The sequence below is a fragment of the bacterium Scap17 genome, from assembly GCA_013376735.1.
Classification (GTDB): domain Bacteria; phylum Pseudomonadota; class Gammaproteobacteria; order Pseudomonadales; family Halomonadaceae; genus Cobetia.
Genome location: VINJ01000001.1, coordinates 1975072 through 1998277, shown reverse-complemented (window position 1 = coordinate 1998277; position 23206 = coordinate 1975072). Strand labels below are relative to the sequence as shown.

Annotated in this window: 5 protein-coding genes; 4 read left to right on the top strand and 1 reads right to left on the bottom strand. The window is 62.1% G+C overall.

Annotated features, from left to right (window positions below; translation table 11 throughout):
• Window positions 1-273 precede the first annotated feature (273 nt).
• The 4 genes from FLM52_08590 (at window position 274) to FLM52_08575 (ending at window position 22461) form a co-directional block, all read left to right on the top strand.
• Window positions 274-17499, top strand: a complete 17226-nt coding sequence (locus FLM52_08590; protein NVN55842.1) for a BapA prefix-like domain-containing protein — start codon at window positions 274-276, stop codon at window positions 17497-17499.
• 116 nt (window positions 17500-17615) lie between these two features.
• On the top strand, window positions 17616-18983 hold the full coding sequence (locus FLM52_08585; GenBank protein NVN55841.1) for a TolC family protein: 1368 nt from the start codon (window positions 17616-17618) through the stop codon (window positions 18981-18983).
• On the top strand, window positions 18980-21277 hold the full coding sequence (locus FLM52_08580; protein NVN55840.1) for a type I secretion system permease/ATPase: 2298 nt from the start codon (window positions 18980-18982) through the stop codon (window positions 21275-21277). Before FLM52_08585 ends, FLM52_08580 begins: the two co-directional genes overlap by 4 nt.
• Entirely contained in the window at window positions 21274-22461 is a 1188-nt protein-coding gene (locus tag FLM52_08575) for an HlyD family efflux transporter periplasmic adaptor subunit (GenBank protein ID NVN55839.1), read from the top strand. The genes FLM52_08580 and FLM52_08575 overlap by 4 nt, the downstream gene beginning before the upstream one ends.
• A gap of 15 nt (window positions 22462-22476) precedes the next feature.
• On the opposite strand, the gene FLM52_08570 is transcribed toward FLM52_08575, so the two are convergent.
• Complete coding sequence (locus FLM52_08570) at window positions 22477-23106, bottom strand: DUF479 domain-containing protein (protein NVN55838.1); 630 nt, start codon at window positions 23104-23106, stop codon at window positions 22477-22479.
• Window positions 23107-23206 lie beyond the last annotated feature (100 nt).

The following is a 23206-nucleotide window of genomic DNA, read 5'->3' as shown; positions in this document are numbered from 1 at the left end:
TCAGAGCATGATCCGAACACCTCAACCAGGCGTTATTGAATTTGACACTCGGCTCCACGACCTCCAGTAAAGCAGCGATTCGCGGAGGTAACGAGACATTGAGTCATGTAAATTCACAGTCGAAAGAAAACCGATGTATCAATAAACCATTCTTCAACGAAAGAGGTTGACACCTAAGTACTAGGAAAATGATCCGAGCTATAATAACGTGTTGATTATCGATAATTAAAAGAAAGTCGCGAATGCACAAGAAGTGCCATTGAGGACAACGATATGCCGGTAACTGCCAAGGTCGCGCCCCACGGTCAGCTCGCGGAACAGGAAACGGTCCTGCGTGAAGTCGATACCATTGCCCTCAATCAGACATCGGATGTCAGCCTGAACCTCCATCCTCGCGATATCGAGATGATGACCCGCCAGGGAGACAACCTGCTTGTCACCCTCGAAAACGGGGAACTGATCACGGTCGAAAACTTCTATGCAGACCCCACCGAGCTCAGCCACCTGTATCTGCAAGGCGATGAGTTCGCCGGTGAGCTCTTTCAGGTGGGTCTGGGTGAAGCTGGCGCAGGAGGGGCCGTGCCCTTCACCAGTACCGCGACCTTGACGACGGCAGAGACGGCACTCACTACCGCAGCAGCAGGTGCGGGCACTGCGGGAGCAGAAGCTGCGACGGGCGCAGGCGCGGGGGCTGGCATCAGCACCGCTGGCCTCTTGGCAGGCGGCGTTGCCGTGGCCGCCGGTGTCGGCGTGGCCGCTGCCACTGGCGATGACAACTCCTCCTCGAATGAGGACACCACAGCGCCTGAGGCGCCTGTCCTCGGCGAGACCAATGGCAACATCCTCACCGGCAGCAGTGAGCCCGGCGCCACTATCGAGGTCACCAATGCCGCCGGCGACAGCGTAGGAAGCGCCGTTACCGATGCGGATGGCAACTTCTCGGTCGAGCTGTCTCCCGCGCAGGCAGCCGGCACCGAACTGACCGCCACCGCGACCGATGCCGCCGGCAACGTGAGCGAAGCCTCCACCGCAGTTACCGTGCCGGAGGATGCTGACACCACGGCACCCAACACCCCGACCATCGCCGCCGCGACCGATGATGTGGAAGCCATCACTGGTGCGCTCGAGGGTGGCGACAGCACCAATGACACCACGCCGACCCTGGGCGGTACTGCCGAAGTCGGCAGCACCGTCACTGTCACGCTCGATGGTGATGTGATCGGCACCACCACCGCCGACAGCAACGGTGCCTGGAGTTTCACTCCAAACACCGAGCTTGGCGATGGCGAGCATGCCTTCAGCGTCACCGCGACCGATGCCGCCGGTAACGAAAGCCCAGCGTCTGGCGAGTTCATGCTCACAGTCGACACCACTGCGCCGGATGCGCCGGTTCTTAGCGAGACCGATGGCACCACCGTCGCCGGGACCGGTGAAGCGGGTACCACGGTCGAGATCACCAATGCCAACGATGATGTGCTGGGAACAGCGGTCGTCGATGCAGAAGGCAACTTCTCGGTTGAGCTCTCACCGGAGCAGGAAGCTGGCGCTGAACTGACCGCCACTGTCGCCGACGCCGCGGGTAACGAAAGCCCAGTCTCCGACACCCTGGTGGTGCCGGAAGACGCTGACGTTACCGCACCGAACACCCCGACCATCACCTCCGCGACCGACGACGTGCCAGCCGATACCGGTGTCCTCGCCTCCGGCGACAGCACCAATGACGAGACGCCGACCCTGACCGGCAGCGCCGAGATCGGTAGCACCGTCACCGTCACGCATAATGGCGAAGTGATCGGCACGACCATCGCCGATAGCAATGGCACGTGGAGCTTCACACCAGGCACTGAATTCGCCGATGGCGAGCACGTCTTCAGCGTCACTGCGACAGATGCCGCCGGCAACGAGAGTGCGCCGTCTGGCGAGTTCACACTCACCGTCGACACCTCCGCGCCTGATGCCCCAATCCTGAGCGAGACCGATGGCGAGACGGCCAATGGCAGCGCCGAGGCCGGTGGCACCGTCGAAATCACCAATGGTAATGGCGACCTGCTGGGCACCGGCACTGTGGCCGATGACGGCACGTTCAGCATCACGCTGTCTCCGAAGCAGGAAGCCGGCGCTGAGCTGACCGCCACTGTCACTGACGCCGCGGGTAACGAAAGCCCGGTCTCCGACACCCTGGTGGTGCCGGAAGCTGCGGATGTCACTGCCCCCAACGCCCCGACTATCGCCTCCGCAACCGACAACGTGGAAGCCGACACCGGTGCCCTCGCCTCCGGCGACAGCACCAATGACGCGACGCCGACGCTGACCGGCAGCGCCGAAGCCGGCAGCACCGTCACCATCACCCACAACGGCGAAGTCGTTGATAGCGTGACGGCAGATGCCAATGGCAGCTGGAGCTATACCCCGAGCACTGATCTCACCGACGGTGATCACGTCTTCAGCGTTACCGCGACCGATGCCGCCGGCAACGAGAGTGCAGCCTCTGGCGAGTTCACCCTCACCGTCGATACTGCTGCGCCGGATGCGCCAGTCCTGTCCGAGACCGATGGCACCACCGTCGCCGGAACCGGTGAAGCGGGCACCACGGTCGAGATCACCAATGCCAACGATGATGTGGTGGGTGCCGCGGTCGTCGATGCAGAAGGCAACTTCTCCGTTGAGCTCTCACCGGAGCAGGAAGCTGGCAGCACTCTGACAGCCACGGCAACCGATGCGGCCGGCAATGAAAGCGCAGCGTCCGCGACACTCGATGTGCCGGTCGATGCTGACGTTACCGCGCCGAACACGCCGACCATCACCTCGGCGGCCGACGATGTACCAGCCGATACCGGTACCCTCGCCTCCGGCGACAGCACCAATGACGCGACGCCAACGCTGACCGGCAGCGCCGAAGCCGGCAGCACCGTCACCATCACCCACAACGGCGAAGTCGTTGATAGCGTGACGGCGGATACCAATGGCGCCTGGAGCTATACCCCGAGGACTGATCTCACCGACGATGATCACGTCTTCAGCGTTACCGCGACCGATGCCGCCGGCAACGAAAGTGCGCCGTCCGGCGAGTTCACCCTCACCGTCGACACTGTCGCCCCGGATGCGCCGGTTCTGAGCGAGACCGATGGCGAGACGGCCAATGGCAGCGCAGAGGCCGGTGGCACCGTCGAAATCACCAATGGTGATGGCGACCTGCTGGGCACCGGCACTGTGGCCGATGACGGCACGTTCAGCATCACGCTGTCTCCGAAGCAGGAAGCCGGCGCTGAGCTGACCGCCACTGTCACTGATGCCGCGGGTAACGAAAGCCCGGTCTCCGGCGCCCTGGTGGTGCCGGAAGACGCTGACGTTACCGCACCGAACACCCCGCCCATCACCTCCGCGACCGACGACGTGCCAGCCGATACCGGTGCCCTCGCCTCCGGCGACAGCACCAATGACGCGACGCCGACGCTGACCGGCAGCGCGGAAGCCGGCAGCACCGTCACCATCACCCACAACGGCGAAGTCGTTGATAGCGTGACGGCGGATACCAATGGCGCCTGGAGCTATACCCCGAGCACTGATCTCGCCGATGGCGTCCACGTCTTCAGTGTCACCGCGACCGACGAAGCTGGCAACAAGAGTGCAGCCTCTAGCGAGTTCACCCTCACCGTCGACACTACTGTGCCCACCAGTCCGGCCTTGGCATTGTCCAACGATACCGGAACGGATGCCGACGGCATCACAAGTAATGGCGAGGTCACCGTCAATGGCCTCGAGACCGACGCGACCTGGCAGTATTCCCTCGACAGCGGTAGCACCTGGAATGCTGGCACCGGTACCACCTTCACACTGGAGGAAGGTGTCTATGCCGATAGTGTTGTGCAGATCCGTCAGACCGATGTGGCCGGCAACGTCAGCGACGCCGTGAACCTGGATGCCGTAACGATCGATGCGACCGCCCCAACGGGCAGCATCGCCTTCGTCGATGGTGATGATGGCCTGCTCAATCTTGCAGACATCAGCGCCGTCGACCTGACTGGCAGCATCGAGAGCGGTCTCGACAGCAGCAATGTCGTGATCACCATCACTGACAGCGCCGATCCGGCCAACGAGATCAGCGTCGCCACGACTGACATCACGGTCGACGGTGACGGCAATCTGTCCGTCACCGGTCTGGACCTGAGCACCGCAACTTCCGGGCTCACTGAGGGTGCCCTCACCGTCTCGATGACCGTGACCGATGTGGCGGGCAATACGTTCGAGACTGACGGCACCACCACCAGTGATCTCACGGCGCCTGACGCTCCGAGCCTCGCGCTGACCACCGACACGCTCGATGCCGACGGCATCACCAGCAATGGCGAGGTCACCGTCAGTGGCCTCGAGACCGACGCGACCTGGGAGTATTCCCTCGACGGCAGCAGCACCTGGATCGATGGCACCGGCACCACCTTCACCCTCGCCGAAGGCAGCTATGCCGATGGCGTTGTGCAGGTCCGTCAGGCCGATGTCGCCGGCAATGTCAGCAATGAGGCCAGTCTCGGAGCGGTGACGATCGATGCGACCGCCCCGACGGGCAGCATCGCCTTCGTCGATGGTGACGATGGCCTGCTCAATCTGGCAGACATCAGCGCCGTCGACCTGACTGGCAGCATCGAGGCCGGCCTCGACAGCAGCAATGTCGTGATCACCATCACTGACAGCGCCGATCCGGCCAACGAGATCACCGTCGCCACGACTGACATCACGGTCGACGGTGACGGCAATCTGTCCGTCACCGGTCTGGACCTGAGCACCGCAACTTCCGGGCTCACTGAGGGCGCCCTCACCGTCTCGATGACCGTGACCGATGTGGCGGGCAATACGTTCGAGACCGACGGCACCACCACCAGTGATCTCACGGCGCCTGACGCTCCGAGCCTCGCGCTCACCAACGACACCAACATCACCGACGACGGCATCACCAGCAATGGCGAGGTCACCGTCAGTGGCCTCGAGACCGACGCGATCTGGGAGTATTCCCTCGACGGCGGCAGCACCTGGGATGCTGGCACCGGCACCACCTTCACCCTCGCTGAAGGCAGCTATGCCGATGGCGTTGTGCAGGTCCGTCAGACCGATGTGGCCGGCAACGTCAGCAATGAGGCCAGCCTCGGCGCGGTGACGATTGATACCTCCATCGCCGATCCGGCCCTCGCGCTGACCACCGACACGCTCGATGCCGATGGCATCACCAGCAATGGTGAGGTCACCGTCAGTGGCCTCGAGACCGACGCGATCTGGGAGTATTCCCTCGACGGCGGCAGCACCTGGGATGCTGGCACCGGCACCACCTTCACCCTCGCTGAAGGCAGCTATGCCGATGGCGTTGTGCAGGTCCGTCAGACCGATGTGGCCGGCAACGTCAGCGACGCCGTGAACCTGGGTGCCGTGACGATCGATGCGACCGCCCCGACGGGCAGCATCGCCTTCGTCGATGGTGACGATGGCCTGCTCAATCTGGCAGACATCAGCGCCGTCGACCTGACTGGCAGCATCGAGGCCGGCCTCGACAGCAGCAATGTCGTGATCACCATCACTGACAGCGCCGATCCGGCCAACGAGATCACCGTCGCCACGACTGATATCACGGTCGACGGTGACGGCAATCTGTCCGTTACCGGTCTGGACCTGAGCACCGCAACTTCCGGGCTCACTGAGGGCACCCTCACCGTCTCGATGACCGTGACCGATGTGGCGGGAAATACGTTCGAGACTGACGACACCACCACCAGTGACCTCACGGTGCCTGACGCTCCGGCCCTCGCGCTGACCACCGACACGCTCGATGCCGACGGCATCACCAGCAATGGCGAGGTCACCGTCAGTGGCCTCGAGACCGACGCGATCTGGGAGTATTCCCTCGACGGCGGCAGCACCTGGGATGCTGGCACCGGCACCACCTTCACCCTCGCTGAAGGCAGCTATGCCGATGGCGTTGTGCAGGTCCGTCAGACCGATGTGGCCGGCAACGTCAGCGACGCCGTGAACCTGGGTGCCGTGACGATCGATGCGACCGCCCCGACGGGCAGCATCGCCTTCGTCGATGGTGACGATGGCCTGCTCAATCTGGCAGACATCAGCGCCGTCGACCTGACTGGCAGCATCGAGGCCGGCCTCGACAGCAGCAATGTCGTGATCACCATCACTGACAGCGCCGATCCGGCCAACGAGATCACCGTCGCCACGACTGATATCACGGTCGACGGTGACGGCAATCTGTCCGTTACCGGTCTGGACCTGAGCACCGCAACTTCCGGGCTCACTGAGGGCACCCTCACCGTCTCGATGACCGTGACCGATGTGGCGGGAAATACGTTCGAGACTGACGACACCACCACCAGTGACCTCACGGTGCCTGACGCTCCGGCCCTCGCGCTGACCACCGACACGCTCGATGCCGACGGCATCACCAGCAATGGCGAGGTCACCGTCAGTGGCCTCGAGACCGACGCGATCTGGGAGTATTCCCTCGACGGCGGCAGCACCTGGGATGCTGGCACCGGCACCACCTTCACCCTCGCTGAAGGCAGCTATGCCGATGGCGTTGTGCAGGTCCGTCAGACCGATGTGGCCGGCAACGTCAGCGACGCCGTGAACCTGGGTGCGGTGACGATCGATGCGACCGCCCCGACGAGCAGCATCGCCTTCGTCGATGGTGACGATGGCCTGCTCAATCTGGCAGACATCAGCGCCGTCGATCTGACTGGCAGCATCGAGGCCGGCCTCGACAGCAGCAATGTCGTGATCACCATCACTGACAGCGCCGATCCAGCCAACGAGATCACCGTCGCCACGACTGATATCACGGTCGACGGTGACGGCAATCTGTCCGTTACCGGTCTGGACCTGAGCACCGCAACTTCCGGGCTCACTGAGGGCGCCCTCACCGTCTCGATGACCGTGACCGATGTGGCGGGCAATACGTTCGAGACTGACGACACCACCACCAGTGACCTCACGGTGCCTGACGCTCCGGCCCTCGCGCTGACCAACGACACCAACATCACCGACGACGGCATCACCAGCAATGGTGAGGCCACCGTCAGTGGCCTCGAGACCGACGCGATCTGGGAGTATTCCCTCGACGGCGGCAGCACCTGGGATGCTGGCACCGGTACCACCTTCACCCTCGCTGAAGGCAGCTATGCCGATGGCGTTGTGCAGGTCCGTCAGACCGACGTGGCCGGCAACGTCAGCGACGCCGTGAACCTGGGTGCGGTGACGATCGATGCGACCGCCCCGACGAGCAGCATCGCCTTCGTCGATGGTGACGATGGCCTGCTCAATCTGGCAGACATCAGCGCCGTCGATCTGACTGGCAGCATCGAGGCCGGCCTCGACAGCAGCAATGTCGTGATCACCATCACTGACAGCGCCGATCCAGCCAACGAGATCACCGTCGCCACGACTGATATCACGGTCGACGGTGACGGCAATCTGTCCGTTACCGGTCTGGACCTGAGCACCGCAACTTCCGGGCTCACTGAGGGCACCCTCACCGTCTCGATGACCGTGACCGATGTGGCGGGAAATACGTTCGAGACTGACGACACCACCACCAGTGACCTCACGGTGCCTGACGCTCCGGCCCTCGCGCTGACCACCGACACGCTCGATGCCGACGGCATCACCAGCAATGGCGAGGTCACCGTCAGTGGCCTCGAGACCGACGCGATCTGGGAGTATTCCCTCGACGGCGGCAGCACCTGGGATGCTGGCACCGGCACCACCTTCACCCTCGCTGAAGGCAGCTATGCCGATGGCGTTGTGCAGGTCCGTCAGACCGATGTGGCCGGCAACGTCAGCGACGCCGTGAACCTGGGTGCGGTGACGATCGATGCGACCGCCCCGACGAGCAGCATCGCCTTCGTCGATGGTGACGATGGCCTGCTCAATCTGGCAGACATCAGCGCCGTCGATCTGACTGGCAGCATCGAGGCCGGCCTCGACAGCAGCAATGTCGTGATCACCATCACTGACAGCGCCGATCCAGCCAACGAGATCACCGTCGCCACGACTGATATCACGGTCGACGGTGACGGCAATCTGTCCGTTACCGGTCTGGACCTGAGCACCGCAACTTCCGGGCTCACTGAGGGCACCCTCACCGTCTCGATGACCGTGACCGATGTGGCGGGAAATACGTTCGAGACTGACGACACCACCACCAGTGACCTCACGGTGCCTGACGCTCCGGCCCTCGCGCTGACCACCGACACGCTCGATGCCGACGGCATCACCAGCAATGGCGAGGTCACCGTCAGTGGCCTCGAGACCGACGCGATCTGGGAGTATTCCCTCGACGGCGGCAGCACCTGGGATGCTGGCACCGGCACCACCTTCACCCTCGCTGAAGGCAGCTATGCCGATGGCGTTGTGCAGGTCCGTCAGACCGATGTGGCCGGCAACGTCAGCGACGCCGTGAACCTGGGTGCGGTGACGATCGATGCGACCGCCCCGACGAGCAGCATCGCCTTCGTCGATGGTGACGATGGCCTGCTCAATCTGGCAGACATCAGCGCCGTCGATCTGACTGGCAGCATCGAGGCCGGCCTCGACAGCAGCAATGTCGTGATCACCATCACTGACAGCGCCGATCCAGCCAACGAGATCACCGTCGCCACGACTGATATCACGGTCGACGGTGACGGCAATCTGTCCGTTACCGGTCTGGACCTGAGCACCGCAACTTCCGGGCTCACTGAGGGCGCCCTCACCGTCTCGATGACCGTGACCGATGTGGCGGGCAATACGTTCGAGACCGACGGCACCACCACCAGTGACCTCACGGTGCCTGACGCTCCGGCCCTCGCGTTGACCACCGACACGCTCGATGCCGACGGCATCACCAGCAATGGTGAGGTCACCATCAGTGGCCTCGAGACTGACGCGACCTGGCAGTATTCCCTCGACAGCGGCAGCACCTGGAATGCAGGCACCGGTACCACCTTCACACTGGAGGAAGGTGTCTATGCCGATAGTGTTGTGCAGGTCCGTCAGACCGATGTGGCCGGCAACGTCAGCAATGAGGCCAGCCTCGGTGCGGTGACGGTCGATACCTCCATCGCCGATCCGGCCCTCGCGCTGACCACCGACACGCTCGATGCCGACGGCATCACCAGCAATGGTGAGGTCACCGTCAGTGGCCTCGAGACCGACGCGACCTGGGAGTATTCCCTCGACGGCGGTAGCACCTGGGATGCTGGCACCGGCACCACCTTCACCCTCGCTGAAGGCAGCTATGCCGATGGCGTTGTGCAGGTCCGTCAGACCGATGTGGCCGGCAACGTCAGCAATGAGGCCAGCCTCGGCGCAGTGACGATCGATGCGACCGCCCCGACGGGCAGCATCGCCTTCGTCGACGGTGACGATGGCTTGCTCAATCTTGCAGACATCAGCGCCGTCGACCTGACTGGCAGCATCGAGGCCGGTCTCGACAGCAGCAATGTCGTGATCACCATCACTGACAGCGCCGATCCAGCCAACGAGATCACCGTCGCCACGGCTGATATCACGGTCGACGGTGACGGCAATCTGTCCGTCACCGGTCTGGACCTGAGCACCGCAACTTCCGGGCTCACTGAGGGTGCCCTCACCGTCTCGATGACCGTGACCGATGTGGCGGGCAATACGTTCGAGACTGACGGCACCACCACCAGTGATCTCACGGCGCCTGACGCTCCGAGCCTCGCGCTGACCACCGACACGCTCGATGCCGACGGCATCACCAGCAATGGCGAGGTCACCGTCAGTGGCCTCGAGACCGACGCGACCTGGGAGTATTCCCTCGACGGCAGCAGCACCTGGATCGATGGCACCGGCACCACCTTCACCCTCGCCGAAGGCAGCTATGCCGATGGCGTTGTGCAGGTCCGTCAGACCGATGTCGCCGGCAATGTCAGCAATGAGGCCAGTCTCGGAGCGGTGACGATCGATGCGACCGCCCCGACGGGCAGCATCGCCTTCGTCGATGGTGACGATGGCCTGCTCAATCTGGCAGACATCAGCGCCGTCGACCTGACTGGCAGCATCGAGGCCGGTCTCGACAGCAGCAATGTCGTGATCACCATCACTGACAGCGCCGATCCGGCCAACGAGATCAGCGTCGCCACGACTGACATCACGGTCGACGGTGACGGCAATCTGTCCGTCACCGGTCTGGACCTGAGCACCGCAACTTCCGGGCTCACTGAGGGTGCCCTCACCGTCTCGATGACCGTGACCGATGTGGCGGGCAATACGTTCGAGACTGACGGCACCACCACCAGTGATCTCACGGCGCCTGACGCTCCGAGCCTCGCGCTGACCACCGACACGCTCGATGCCGACGGCATCACCAGCAATGGCGAGGTCACCGTCAGTGGCCTCGAGACCGACGCGACCTGGGAGTATTCCCTCGACGGCAGCAGCACCTGGATCGATGGCACCGGCACCACCTTCACCCTCGCCGAAGGCAGCTATGCCGATGGCGTTGTGCAGGTCCGTCAGACCGATGTCGCCGGCAATGTCAGCAATGAGGCCAGTCTCGGAGCGGTGACGATCGATGCGACCGCCCCGACGGGCAGCATCGCCTTCGTCGATGGTGACGATGGCCTGCTCAATCTGGCAGACATCAGCGCCGTCGACCTGACTGGCAGCATCGAGGCCGGCCTCGACAGCAGCAATGTCGTGATCACCATCACTGACAGCGCCGATCCGGCCAACGAGATCACCGTCGCCACGACTGATATCACGGTCGACGGTGACGGCAATCTGTCCGTTACCGGTCTGGACCTGAGCACCGCAACTTCCGGGCTCACTGAGGGCACCCTCACCGTCTCGATGACCGTGACCGATGTGGCGGGAAATACGTTCGAGACTGACGACACCACCACCAGTGACCTCACGGTGCCTGACGCTCCGGCCCTCGCGCTGACCACCGACACGCTCGATGCCGACGGCATCACCAGCAATGGCGAGGTCACCGTCAGTGGCCTCGAGACCGACGCGATCTGGGAGTATTCCCTCGACGGCGGCAGCACCTGGGATGCTGGCACCGGCACCACCTTCACCCTCGCTGAAGGCAGCTATGCCGATGGCGTTGTGCAGGTCCGTCAGACCGATGTGGCCGGCAACGTCAGCGACGCCGTGAACCTGGGTGCCGTGACGATCGATGCGACCGCCCCGACGGGCAGCATCGCCTTCGTCGATGGTGACGATGGCCTGCTCAATCTGGCAGACATCAGCGCCGTCGACCTGACTGGCAGCATCGAGGCCGGCCTCGACAGCAGCAATGTCGTGATCACCATCACTGACAGCGCCGATCCGGCCAACGAGATCACCGTCGCCACGACTGATATCACGGTCGACGGTGACGGCAATCTGTCCGTTACCGGTCTGGACCTGAGCACCGCAACTTCCGGGCTCACTGAGGGCACCCTCACCGTCTCGATGACCGTGACCGATGTGGCGGGAAATACGTTCGAGACTGACGACACCACCACCAGTGACCTCACGGTGCCTGACGCTCCGGCCCTCGCGCTGACCACCGACACGCTCGATGCCGACGGCATCACCAGCAATGGCGAGGTCACCGTCAGTGGCCTCGAGACCGACGCGATCTGGGAGTATTCCCTCGACGGCGGCAGCACCTGGGATGCTGGCACCGGCACCACCTTCACCCTCGCTGAAGGCAGCTATGCCGATGGCGTTGTGCAGGTCCGTCAGACCGATGTGGCCGGCAACGTCAGCGACGCCGTGAACCTGGGTGCGGTGACGATCGATGCGACCGCCCCGACGGGCAGCATCGCCTTCGTCGATGGTGACGATGGCCTGCTCAATCTGGCAGACATCAGCGCCGTCGACCTGACTGGCAGCATCGAGGCCGGTCTCGACAGCAGCAATGTCGTGATCACCATCACTGACAGCGCCGATCCAGCCAACGAGATCACCGTCGCCACGGCTGATATCACGGTCGACGGTGACGGCAATCTGTCCGTCACCGGTCTGGACCTGAGCACCGCAACTTCCGGGCTCACTGAGGGTGCCCTCACCGTCTCGATGACCGTGACCGATGTGGCGGGCAATACGTTCGAGACCGACGGCACCACCACCAGTGACCTCACGGTGCCTGACGCTCCGAGCCTTGCGCTCACCAACGACACCAACGTCACCGACGACGGCATCACCAGCAATGGCGAGGTCACCGTCAGTGGCCTCGAGACCGACGCGACCTGGGAATATTCCCTCGACGGCGGCAGCACCTGGGATGCTGGCACCGGTACCACCTTCACCCTCGCTGAAGGCAGCTATGCCGATGGCGTTGTGCAGATTCGTCAGATCGATGTGGCCGGCAACGTCAGCAATGAGGCCAGCCTCGGCGCAGTGACGATCGATGCGACCGCCCCGACGGGCAGCATCGCCTTCGTCGACGGTGACGATGGCTTGCTCAATCTTGCAGACATCAGCGCCGTCGACCTGACTGGCAGCATCGAGGCCGGTCTCGACAGCAGCAATGTCGTGATCACCATCACTGACAGCGCCGATCCAGCCAACGAGATCACCGTCGCCACGACTGATATCACGGTCGACGGTGCCGGCAATCTGTCCGTTACCGGTCTGGACCTGAGCACCGCAACTTCCGGGCTCACTGAGGGCACCCTCACCGTCTCGATGACCGTGACCGATGTGGCGGGCAATACGTTCGAGACCGACGGTACCACCACCAGTGATCTCACGGTGCCTGACGCTCCGGCCCTCGCGCTGACCACCGACACGCTTGATGCCGACGGCATCACCAGCAATGGTGAGGTCACCGTCAGTGGCCTCGAGATCGACGCGACCTGGGAGTATTCCCTCGACGGGGGCAGCACCTGGGATGCTGGCACCGGTACCACCTTCACACTGGAGGAAGGTGTCTATGCCGATGGTGTTGTGCAGATTCGTCAGACCGATGTCGCCGGCAACGTCAGCAATGAGGCCAGTCTCGGCGCGGTGACGATCGATGCCACCATCGCTGATCCGGCCCTCGCGTTGACCACCGACACGCTCGATGCCGACGGCATCACCAGCAATGGTGAGGTCACCATCAGTGGCCTCGAGACTGGCGCGACCTGGGAGTACTCCCTCGACGGCGGCAGCACCTGGATCGATGGCACTGGCACCACCTTCACCCTCGCCGAAGGCAGCTATGCCGATGGCGTTGTGCAGGTCCGTCAGACCGATGTGGCCGGCAACGTCAGCGACGCCGTGAACCTGGGCGCTGTGACGGTTGATAACACGGCGCCGGGCGCACCTCCGTCACTAGTGATTGGTGAAGCCCTCAATGGCGTAAATATCGATGAGCTGGCAGATGGGCTGCAAGCCGAGGTCGCGCTCAGTGCGGATACCGTCGCAGGGGATACGGCCACGGTCACCTTGGTTGACACAGATGATGCGGACAATGTGATTACTGCTGATGTGGAGCTGGATGAAACGGATATCGACGCAGGCACTGTGGCTGTGACCATCCCGGCTGACACGTTGACCGATGGCAGTAGCTACAACGCCTCAGCTGTCATTACTGACGCCGCAGGCAACGTCAGCAATGAAGTCAATCTGGGTACAGTGACCATAGATGCCACTGCCCCCACAACGACTATCACCATCGACTCCATCAGTGATGATACTGGCCTCGCAGCCGATGATTTCATCACCAATGACGATGATGGTCTGACCGTTACCGCTACGCTAAGTACCGAGCTCGCCACCGGGGAAACTCTGCTCTACAGCACCAATGGCACCACTTGGGTAGACATCACCGACAGCGTGACCGGTACTGCCGTTAGCTACGTAGATACCGACCTCACCACCTCTGCCACCGTGCAGCTCAAGGTGCAGGACGCCGCCGGCAACGATGGCGCCATCGAGAGTCAAGACATCGTCATCGATACGACTGCTCCGTCAGAGAGCGTCATCAACTTTACGGACGCTGATGGGGATGACCTCAACGCTGCAGAAGCGACAGATGTGACATTCGAAGGCACTGTCGAAGCTGGCTTGACCAGCAGCAATCTCACGATCGTGATCACAGATACCGACAATGGCTCTGTCACCGTCCCGACCGAGAACATCACTGTCTCGGCGGCGGGCGAAGTGACTGTGTCAGGCGTCGATCTCACCAGTCTGGCAGAGGGACTGCTGACCGTGACCATGACCGTGACGGACGATGCGGGAAATGAGAATGTGGCCGCCGTGACCGATACGGCGACCAAGCTGAGCGACGATTTCCTCGATCTGGGCAATGCCAACCGTCTGACGATCTCGGAAGCGCTGATCGCCTCTGTGGCGGGCGCCGTCGCCAGCACGCCGGCATTCGCTGATACCAGCGGTGAGGCAACACTATCACTCAGCTCCACCGAGTCGCTCACCAGCAACGGCCAGGCGCTTGATTGGGTTGTCACGGATGAAGGACGCACGCTCACACTGGCAAGTGATGTCGACAACGCTGCAGCGACGGCCGTTATGGTTGTTTCCGTCACCGAGGATGGTACAAATGTTGTCTACAGCGCAGAACTGCTCGGCAATATTGATCAGGTAGATGCCGAGTCATCCACGGTGGATGTGCTTGTCACTCTTAGCGATGGCGCGTCGAGCACCAGCAGTACCTTGAACATCGATATCACTGATGATGTACCGACGATTGCGGCAAGTACCATCGTGGAGTCACTGAGCTCGAACACGGATTACACCGGCTCCATCTTTGATGGTGAGGGTGACTTCGGGTTTGGGGCTGATGAGGCAAATGGGCAGGTACAGTCCTTCACATTCAAGGGCCTGACATTCAGTGTCTCTGATGATGGCACCTACGCGGACGTGACCGGCACCTCTACCGAGATTGGTCTGGAAGCTGGCGATACTGTCAGCATCGTCGATGGCATTCTGGCGGTCGAAACGTTGTCCGGTGAATCCTTCAGCCTGAATATCGATTCTGGAGACTATAGCTACAGCCACCAGGGCCAGTTCAGTACCGCAGACGAGGCCAATTCTCGGCCAATTGTCAATGTCACAGAGACTGACGATGTACTGGGAATTGTGGGTGCTAATGTACTAAGTATTGTAGACCTGAATAACAATCAGCTTTACAACGCTTACGATGTAGACAACAACCTCGCTTCAGTCAGTATCAGCACAAGCAACATCTACAATACAGTCAGCACGTATCTGGATGGCATCTCTGACTTATTGGCGCTTACTTTAGCTACACTAGATGCAGTACCTCTGGTCGATGTGCCTACTGTAGAGGAGTTGCTGGATACTCTCGTAGGAAATAGCAGCTGGACTTACAGCGCAGCCATGGCAAGCGAGCTGGGGCTGGTAGTGACTACACAGAGTGGAGTGTCAACTGAAACAATCACTATCACCAAGTATGATGGCAGCCAGATTTCCAACTTGGAAATAAATGAAATTTTGGCAAGTATCGACTTCACTATATCGACAGACGGGATTCTTACCGGCCTGCTGGATATCCTGGACCTGGATGCCATTATCTCATCCATCCTGAGCACAACCAGTATTGCAGCTACAGATACGCTGGATGCAACCTCCGATGTAGCAGCCAATGCAACTGTTATCGATCTTGATCTCGACCTTTTCTCGGGAGACTACCAACCGCCGATCAAGGAAGGAGATGAGGGAGAGGATACTCTTAATGCTGCCGATACAGGTGAGTCTGTTTATGGCTATGGTGGAAATGATGAGCTCTACGGAGGCACTAGCAGTGACATCCTGCGCGGTGGTAGCGGCGTTGACAAACTTTATGGTGCCGCTGGCAGTGACTTACTGATTGGCGGTTCTGGCTCCGACACCGTGCTTGATGGCGGAGCAGGCGTCGACGTCATTCGCTGGGAAGCTGGTGATGAGGGCACTGTCGCTGCTGCGGCAACAGACACCGTGCTCAACTTCAATAATGGTGGCGCCGGATCGGGAGACATTCTTGATCTGCGCGATATGCTCAACGGGGCCTATTATGTCGATAGCGCCACCAACAATCTTGCGAGCTATATCAGTGCCGAATATGTCTCGGCAACTGGTACGACCGTCCTCTATCTCAACACAGAGGGTGGATTGACCGCTGATCCTGCCGCGTCCGCCAACCAGGTCATCAATATCGATGGACTCGATCTGACCGACGGTGGCACCTTGACGAGCAGTGAGGTCATCGACTCCCTCATCAGCGGCGAGCAGTTGTTGGTGGGCACGGAGGTCAATGAGTCTGATGTCAGTGTCACGGTCGTGGATGGTGATGGCGATACAGCGACGGGTGAAATCACCTTCATTGGCGAGGAGAGCCTGGATTCGGTGAGTAATGTCGCCCCTACCGTGACTGCAGATGATGATGAACTTCTCGGACTCGTGGGACTGGAAGCATTAGGCCTTATTGATCTTTACGATAGCAATGTCTTTGTTGCAGATTATGACAACAACCTGCGCTCCGTGGTAATCGATTATAGTGCGCTAGTCACAATTGACGTGGATTCACTCATTACTGCTCCAGATTTCACGTGGAATGACGATTTGGCTATCGCTCTAGGGCTCAGTGTTCAAGACACAGGTGCCGAATTCGATGGCGTACTTGGCACCGTCGCTGCCAATGCTCAGATCACTATTACTGCAGCTGATGGCGGTGATATTGACAACGAAGCGCTAAATCAACTTCTCGCGACGGTCACGCTGGATCAAGGAGGTATCAACCTAGTAGATGTAGAACTCTTTGATGCTTTGAGTATTACTGCCACAGATGTTTACGATGCAGAAACAACAGGCACACTGTCATCACTAGTTGATGTTGATCTTCTAGACGGCAGCTCGGTATTCAGCGGGATTGATGCTTCCTCCATTCTTGTTGGAGGCGCAGAAGCCGATATCTTTGATGAGAGCAGCAGCGATACCAGTGTCTATCTCTACGGCTTTACGGGAAATGATGTTTTGACCGGCGGTAGCGCAAGTGATGCCCTCCAAGGTGGCGATGGCGATGACACTCTGATCGGGAGTCTGGGCGATGATTACCTCTCAGGCGGCGCTGGCAGCAATATCTTCGATGGCGGTGATGGCGATGACACCCTCGTGACATCCACACTCACCTTCGACGTCGAGGGTGGCGTAGGTATTGATACCTTGAGCTTCGACAATACTGGGGAAAGCATTGACCTGACTGCACTGCTGGATGCGGATGCTTCGGTAAATACTGCGACCAACATCGAAGTGCTCGATATCTCGGCCAGCAGCGAGACCGGCACCAGTCTGAAAATCGATGCCGATACGGTATTGAACCTCACCGATGATGATAACGAGCTGTTTATCGATGGCGATGAAGGCGATAGCGTGGAAGCGGCTGGGGCAACATCCTCCGCGACAACGACCGAGTTCAACGGCACGACGTATGATACTTATCAGCTTGGTGAGGCAACGTTGTATATCGATCAAGACGTGACCGTGAATACCAGCAACGGATAAGCCTGATCGAGGTGCCCCGCAAGGGGCGCCTCCCTTGATGATCAGCATGATTCAGAAACACTAGAGCGTCAGGATGACGCAGCACTTCAGAGGACACTCTGAAGACAAGGAGTCACATGATGCCCACCCTATTTCGTTGCCCGTCTGCCCACAGACAGGCAACACTTGCGCGCATGCCAGCGACGAAGCGTTGCGTCGCCATCTGTGCCATCTCCGCCGGGCTTTCAGCATCACTCCCGGCCACTGCCCAGACGAATCGCGATCTCGCCGCCGTGCTGAGCGATGTACTTGCCCATGACCCTCGCATCGAGGCTGCCCAGGCCAATGTGCGTGCAGCGGGCACCGACATCGAGATTGCCGAGGATGGCTATTGGCCACGCCTGGAGAGCAGCGTCGGCACCGAGGACAACTTCACCGAAGGCGGCTATCGCATCACGCTGAGCCAGATGCTGTACGACTGGGGGCAGGTGGAAGCCGAGGTCGCGCAGCGCAAGGCAGAGCGGGATGTCGAGCGAGATACTCTGGATCAGACGCGGATGGAGGTCGCCCAGGAGGCGATCACCGCTTATATCGATCTCGGAGCCAACCGCGCCATGATGCGCCGCGTACGCGATTACATCGAGAAGCTCGAAAGCCTCGAGACCCTGGCCAATGACCGCACCTTCTCGGGCTACGGTGACCGCGTCGAGCTGGACCGCGCGGCCGTGGACCTCGCCAGTGCCCGCGAATGGCTGGCACGTCTGCAGGGCGATTCCGATACCGCCCGGCAGGAGCTCGAGATACTCAGCGGCCGCTCCTTCAGGGATGTCGCCCTGAGCGCCCCGCCGCCCCTGCCGATCGTGGCGGACCTGGCCCGAGATCCCGCCACCACCGATGCCGCCATCACCAACGCGCCGGCCTATCGCAGTCATGTCAGTCAGCAGAATGCCGCGCGCCACACCCTGAGCCTGAGCGAGGCCGAGCGCTGGCCGGAGTTGCGGCTGGAGGCGACCAGTTCACGCTATGAGTCGAATGACGACATGGTCAGCGACTCCAGCATCGGCCTGCGCATCGAGGCCCCGGTTTTCCAGGGTCTGACGCCGTTGCGCCAGCCCGAAGCGGACCGCGCACGCCTGACCGCCGCCCAGTTCGAAACCGCCTCCACAGCGCGCGAGCTACGCCGCCAGATACAGCGTCTGTCGGCCAGTCAGCCCGCAGTCGAGGCACGTATCAAGGCGCTGGATCAACAGGCGCGCAGTGGCGAGCGTCTGCGCAGCAGCTACCGCGACCAGTTCATTACCGGGGCGCGCAATATCGAGGACCTGCTGACCATCGAAAGCGAGATCTTCGCTGCACGCCGCCAGATGATCGAGCTCAATACCCAGCTGCTCACCGACCAGTATGATCTGGCAAGCCAGCTGGGGGCTCTGCCGCTGGTGTCCGCTAAAGCTCCCGTGCAACACCACACTGCTGCCACCGACGTTCCCCAAGGAGTGAGCCGATGACCTCCCCACAGTCTTCCGTGCGCCCTCCCGTGACGTCGCAATCGGACCCGCTGCTTGAGAGCGTGCGCCAGTTGCTGCGCCTTCAGGGCCACGGCATCGACCTCGAGCGCCTGCGACACGGCATGCCGCTGACCAAAGGGGAGCTGGCACCGCAGGATCTGGAGCAGGCCCTGTCGCGCCAGGGCATCGCCGCGCGTCTGAGTCAGGCGCCGCTCAGCGAAATTCCCGAAAGCCTGATGCCCTGTGTCGTGCTGCTGGAAGACGGCAGCAGTCGCGTGTTGCTGTCCCATGAGGCCGCGCATCAGTGGCCTGCCGAGTCGAGCACGGGATCGAGCAGCGAGTCGGCTACCGACACGAGAAGTGAGTCGGGCAGCGACACGAGCGACACCCAGACAGAGGATGACACGGCAACCTCCTCCAGCGGCCCCGGCTACAAGCTGCTCGACCCACTGTCCGGCGGCGCCTACTGGCTGCCACAGGACGCGCTGGCTGCCGCCTACGCCGGCATTGCGCTGTTTGCGCATGGCGAGATCTCGCTGGAGCGTGCCGAGGGGTATAGCCAGACACAAAAGGGCCACTGGCTGACGTCACGGCTCAAGTCGCATTGGCGCGTCTTCGCCGAGGTCGCGTTGTCCTCCTCGCTTGCCGCTCTACTGGCCGTGGCCACGGCCCTGTTCGCGATGCAGGTCTATGACCGAGTGGTGCCGACCGGTGCCGTCGATACGCTGTGGGCGCTGGGCATCGGCGTGATGCTCGCCATCGGCCTGGAAGCGCTGCTACGCGCCTTGCGGGCGCAGCTGATCGAGAACTCGGGCAAGAAGATCGACCTCGAACTCAACGATCACATTTTCCGTCACGCCGTACAGATGCGCCTGGCCGCCAAGCCGCGCTCGACCGGTGCGATGGCCAGCCAGATTCGTGACTTCGATGCCATCCGCGAGTTCTTCACTGCCTCGACCCTCGGCGCCTGTGGTGACCTGCCCTTCGCGCTGCTGTTCCTGGGGCTGATCGCCCTGCTGGGCGGCCCGGTGGTTTGGGTGCCGGTGGCGGCCATCGTGTTGATGCTGATTCCCGTGCTGCTGGCGCAACCCTGGCTGTCGAGATTGTCGCGTGAAGGCATGCGCGAATCCGCGGTCAAGAATGGCGTGCTGCTCGAGACCCTCGACAACCTCGAGAACCTCAAGGCCTGTCGCGCCGAGGGCCATGCCAGCCGTCAGTGGCAGCGCCTGACCTCCGAGCAGACCCACCGCGGCGTCACCTTCCGCCACGCCGTCGCCTGGCTGACCAGCTGGGGCACCGGCATGCAGCAGCTGGCCTATGTCGGCGTCATCATCGCCGGGGTCTACCTGATCATGGCCGGCGAATTGAGTGTCGGTGCCCTGATCGCCTGCTCGATTCTCTCGTCGCGCGCCATCGGTCCGACCCTGCAGATCACTGCGCTGTTGAGCCGCTGGCAGCACGTCAAGGTCGCCAAGGAAGGGCTGGATGCGCTGATGGAAACCGATATCGAGCGTCCCGGCGATCGCCGCTTCGCGCGGCTTGCCCAGGCACATGGTCGCTATCAGGCCGAGAATCTGCACTGGCGTTATGACGAGGAAGCCCCCGAGGCGCTGGCGCTGGACCGCCTGAGCATCGCGCCCGGTGAGCACCTCGCCCTGCTGGGGGGCAATGGCGCCGGCAAGAGCACCCTGCTGCGCCTGCTGGCCGGCTACTTCACGCCCACCAGTGGAGAGCTGACCCTCGACAATCTCGCCCTGAGTCAGATCGACCCTGCCGATCGTCAGCGAGCCATCGGCTATCTGCCGCAGGACATCAGCCTGTTCAGCGGCACGCTGCGCGACAACCTGTGCATCGACGGGCGGGATGTCAGCGACATGCGCCTGCTGGAGGTCATCGAGATGACCGGGCTGGGCGACTTCGTGCGCCGCCACCCGCTGGGGCTGGACATGATGCTGCATGACCGCCACAGCCTGTCCGGCGGCCAGCGTCAGAGCCTCGGCCTTGCCCGCCTGGTGCTGCAGGACCCCATCGTCGTGCTGCTGGATGAGCCCACCGCCTCGCTGGACCAGGCCACCGAGCAGCATGTCATCAAGACGCTCGCTCCCTGGCTTGCCGGCCGCACCCTGGTGCTGGCCACCCACCGCAAGTCGCTGCTCGGCTGGGTCGAACGCGCCCTGGTGCTACGTCACGGCAAGCGCGTCATGGATGGCCCGCTGGATCAGATCATGGCCAGTCAATCGGCTGGCAAGACACCGGCCACCTCCGCATCCCGTCAGCGCCAGGAGGCCTCATGAGCCAGCGTTTCGATCCCGAACTCATCAAGCGCGAACTGGGCGCACCGGACCAGAAGCTGGAAAGCCACTGGTCGCGTCCACTGCTGTGGGCCAGCTTCCTGGTCATCGCGCTGTTCATCGCCTGGGCCAGCTGGGCTGAGGTCAATGAGGTGGCGCGTGGCGAAGCCAAGATCATCCCCTCCTCGCGTCAACAGACCATCCAGAGCCTCGAGGGCGGCATCCTCGACGAAATGATGGTCAGCGAAGGTGAGATCGTCGAGGCCGGTCAGCTGCTGGCCGCCATCGACGAGACCCGCTTCCGCTCGGCCTACATGGAGTCACTGAGCCAGGCACAGGCGCTGCGCGCCACCATCGCTCGTCTGGAAGCCGAGGTACTGGACAAGTCGAGCATCGAGTTCCCCGAGGAAGTGCGGGACAACGAGGCACTGACCGCCACCGAGCGTGAACTGTTCACGGCCCGGCGCAAGAAGCGTGACAGCGCCCTGGAGGCAGTCAGCAAGGAAATCAGTGCCGCACAGCGTCAGCTCGCGGTGATCCGTCCGCTGGTCAAGCGTCGCGCCGTGGGGGAAATGGAGATGTTGAAGCTCGACCGTGAGATCGCCGAACTCAAGGGCCGTCAGGCCGAGATCCGCAATACCTATCTGCAGGATGCCTACGCCGAGCTTGCCGACAAGAAATCCGAACTGGCGACGCTTGAGGAAACCAGCGTGCAGCGCCGTGACCAGCTGGATCGGACACGGTTGCTCTCGCCGGTGCGCGGGGTAGTCAACAACATCTCGATCACGACCCGCGGTGGGGTGATTCCGCCCGGCGAGGAGATCATGCAGATCACGCCGCTGGAGGACACCCTGGTGTTCGAGACGCGCATCCGGCCGCAGGATGTCGCCTTCATCGCCCCGGGCATGCCGGCGACGATCCGCATCAGCGCCTACGACTATGCGGTCTACGGCACGCTGGAAGGCAAGGTCGAGCGCATCAGCTCTGACACCCTGGAGGAGGAAACGCCACGCGGCGAGGAGAGCTACTATCGCGTGCTGGTCAGCAGCGAGACCGCGGCGCTTGAGCACAACGGCGAGACGCTGCCGATCAAGCCGGGGATGATCGCCACGGTCGACATCGAGACCGGCGAGCGCAGCGTGCTCTCCTACCTGCTGAGGCCCTTCACGCGTCTGGAGCTGCGCTGAGCGCAAGCCTGATCGTCAGATAGCGGGCGGCTGGCGCAATGCCAGCATGTCCGGCCACAACCGCGCGAAGCTGTCCTTGAGCATCGCGCGGTTATCCGCCAGCCACGGCGTCATGTCCGCCAGCGGATTGGCGTCTGCATCCAGAACTCGCTGTCCGTGCGTACCTTCCACGCCGCTCGAACGACCGCCATTGCGTGACCGACGTCTGGCCACCATGCGCTCGCCGATGCTGGCAATCGTCGCGAGCGTGAAGTCCAGCTCTCGATAGCGCCTGAGTGCATCGCGCACCTGAATCCACTCGATCAGGCTCGCCAGCCGTGCTGGCACCTCCTCGCGTGCCAGCAGGCGATAGAGGCGCTCGATATCGTCATCCTGCATGTCGGCGGCCAGCAGATGATCCCACATCATGTCGAGGGCGATGCCGGCCACGCGTCGCGATGTGGGTGGCACCTGCGTCAGCAGCCAGCGCGTCTCGGGGTGGGCATCGATCACCGCATCACAGCGGCGATGGAAACGGATGCCCGCCTCCACTTCGGGCGGCCAGTCGCTCAGGTCACTGCCGCGCACGCCATCAGCAATCAGGTTGCCAAACAGGTAGTTATCGCTGCCCGAAAGGCTCAGGCGTGCATGACCGAGGAAGTTCAAGTTGCTAGACTCCGGCCTTTGCGCATCCTGTCGCCGGTCTGATCTGTCACACCCAGGCTCTGCATTCTTGTGCTCCTGTTTCCCTATTTTACTGATTGTC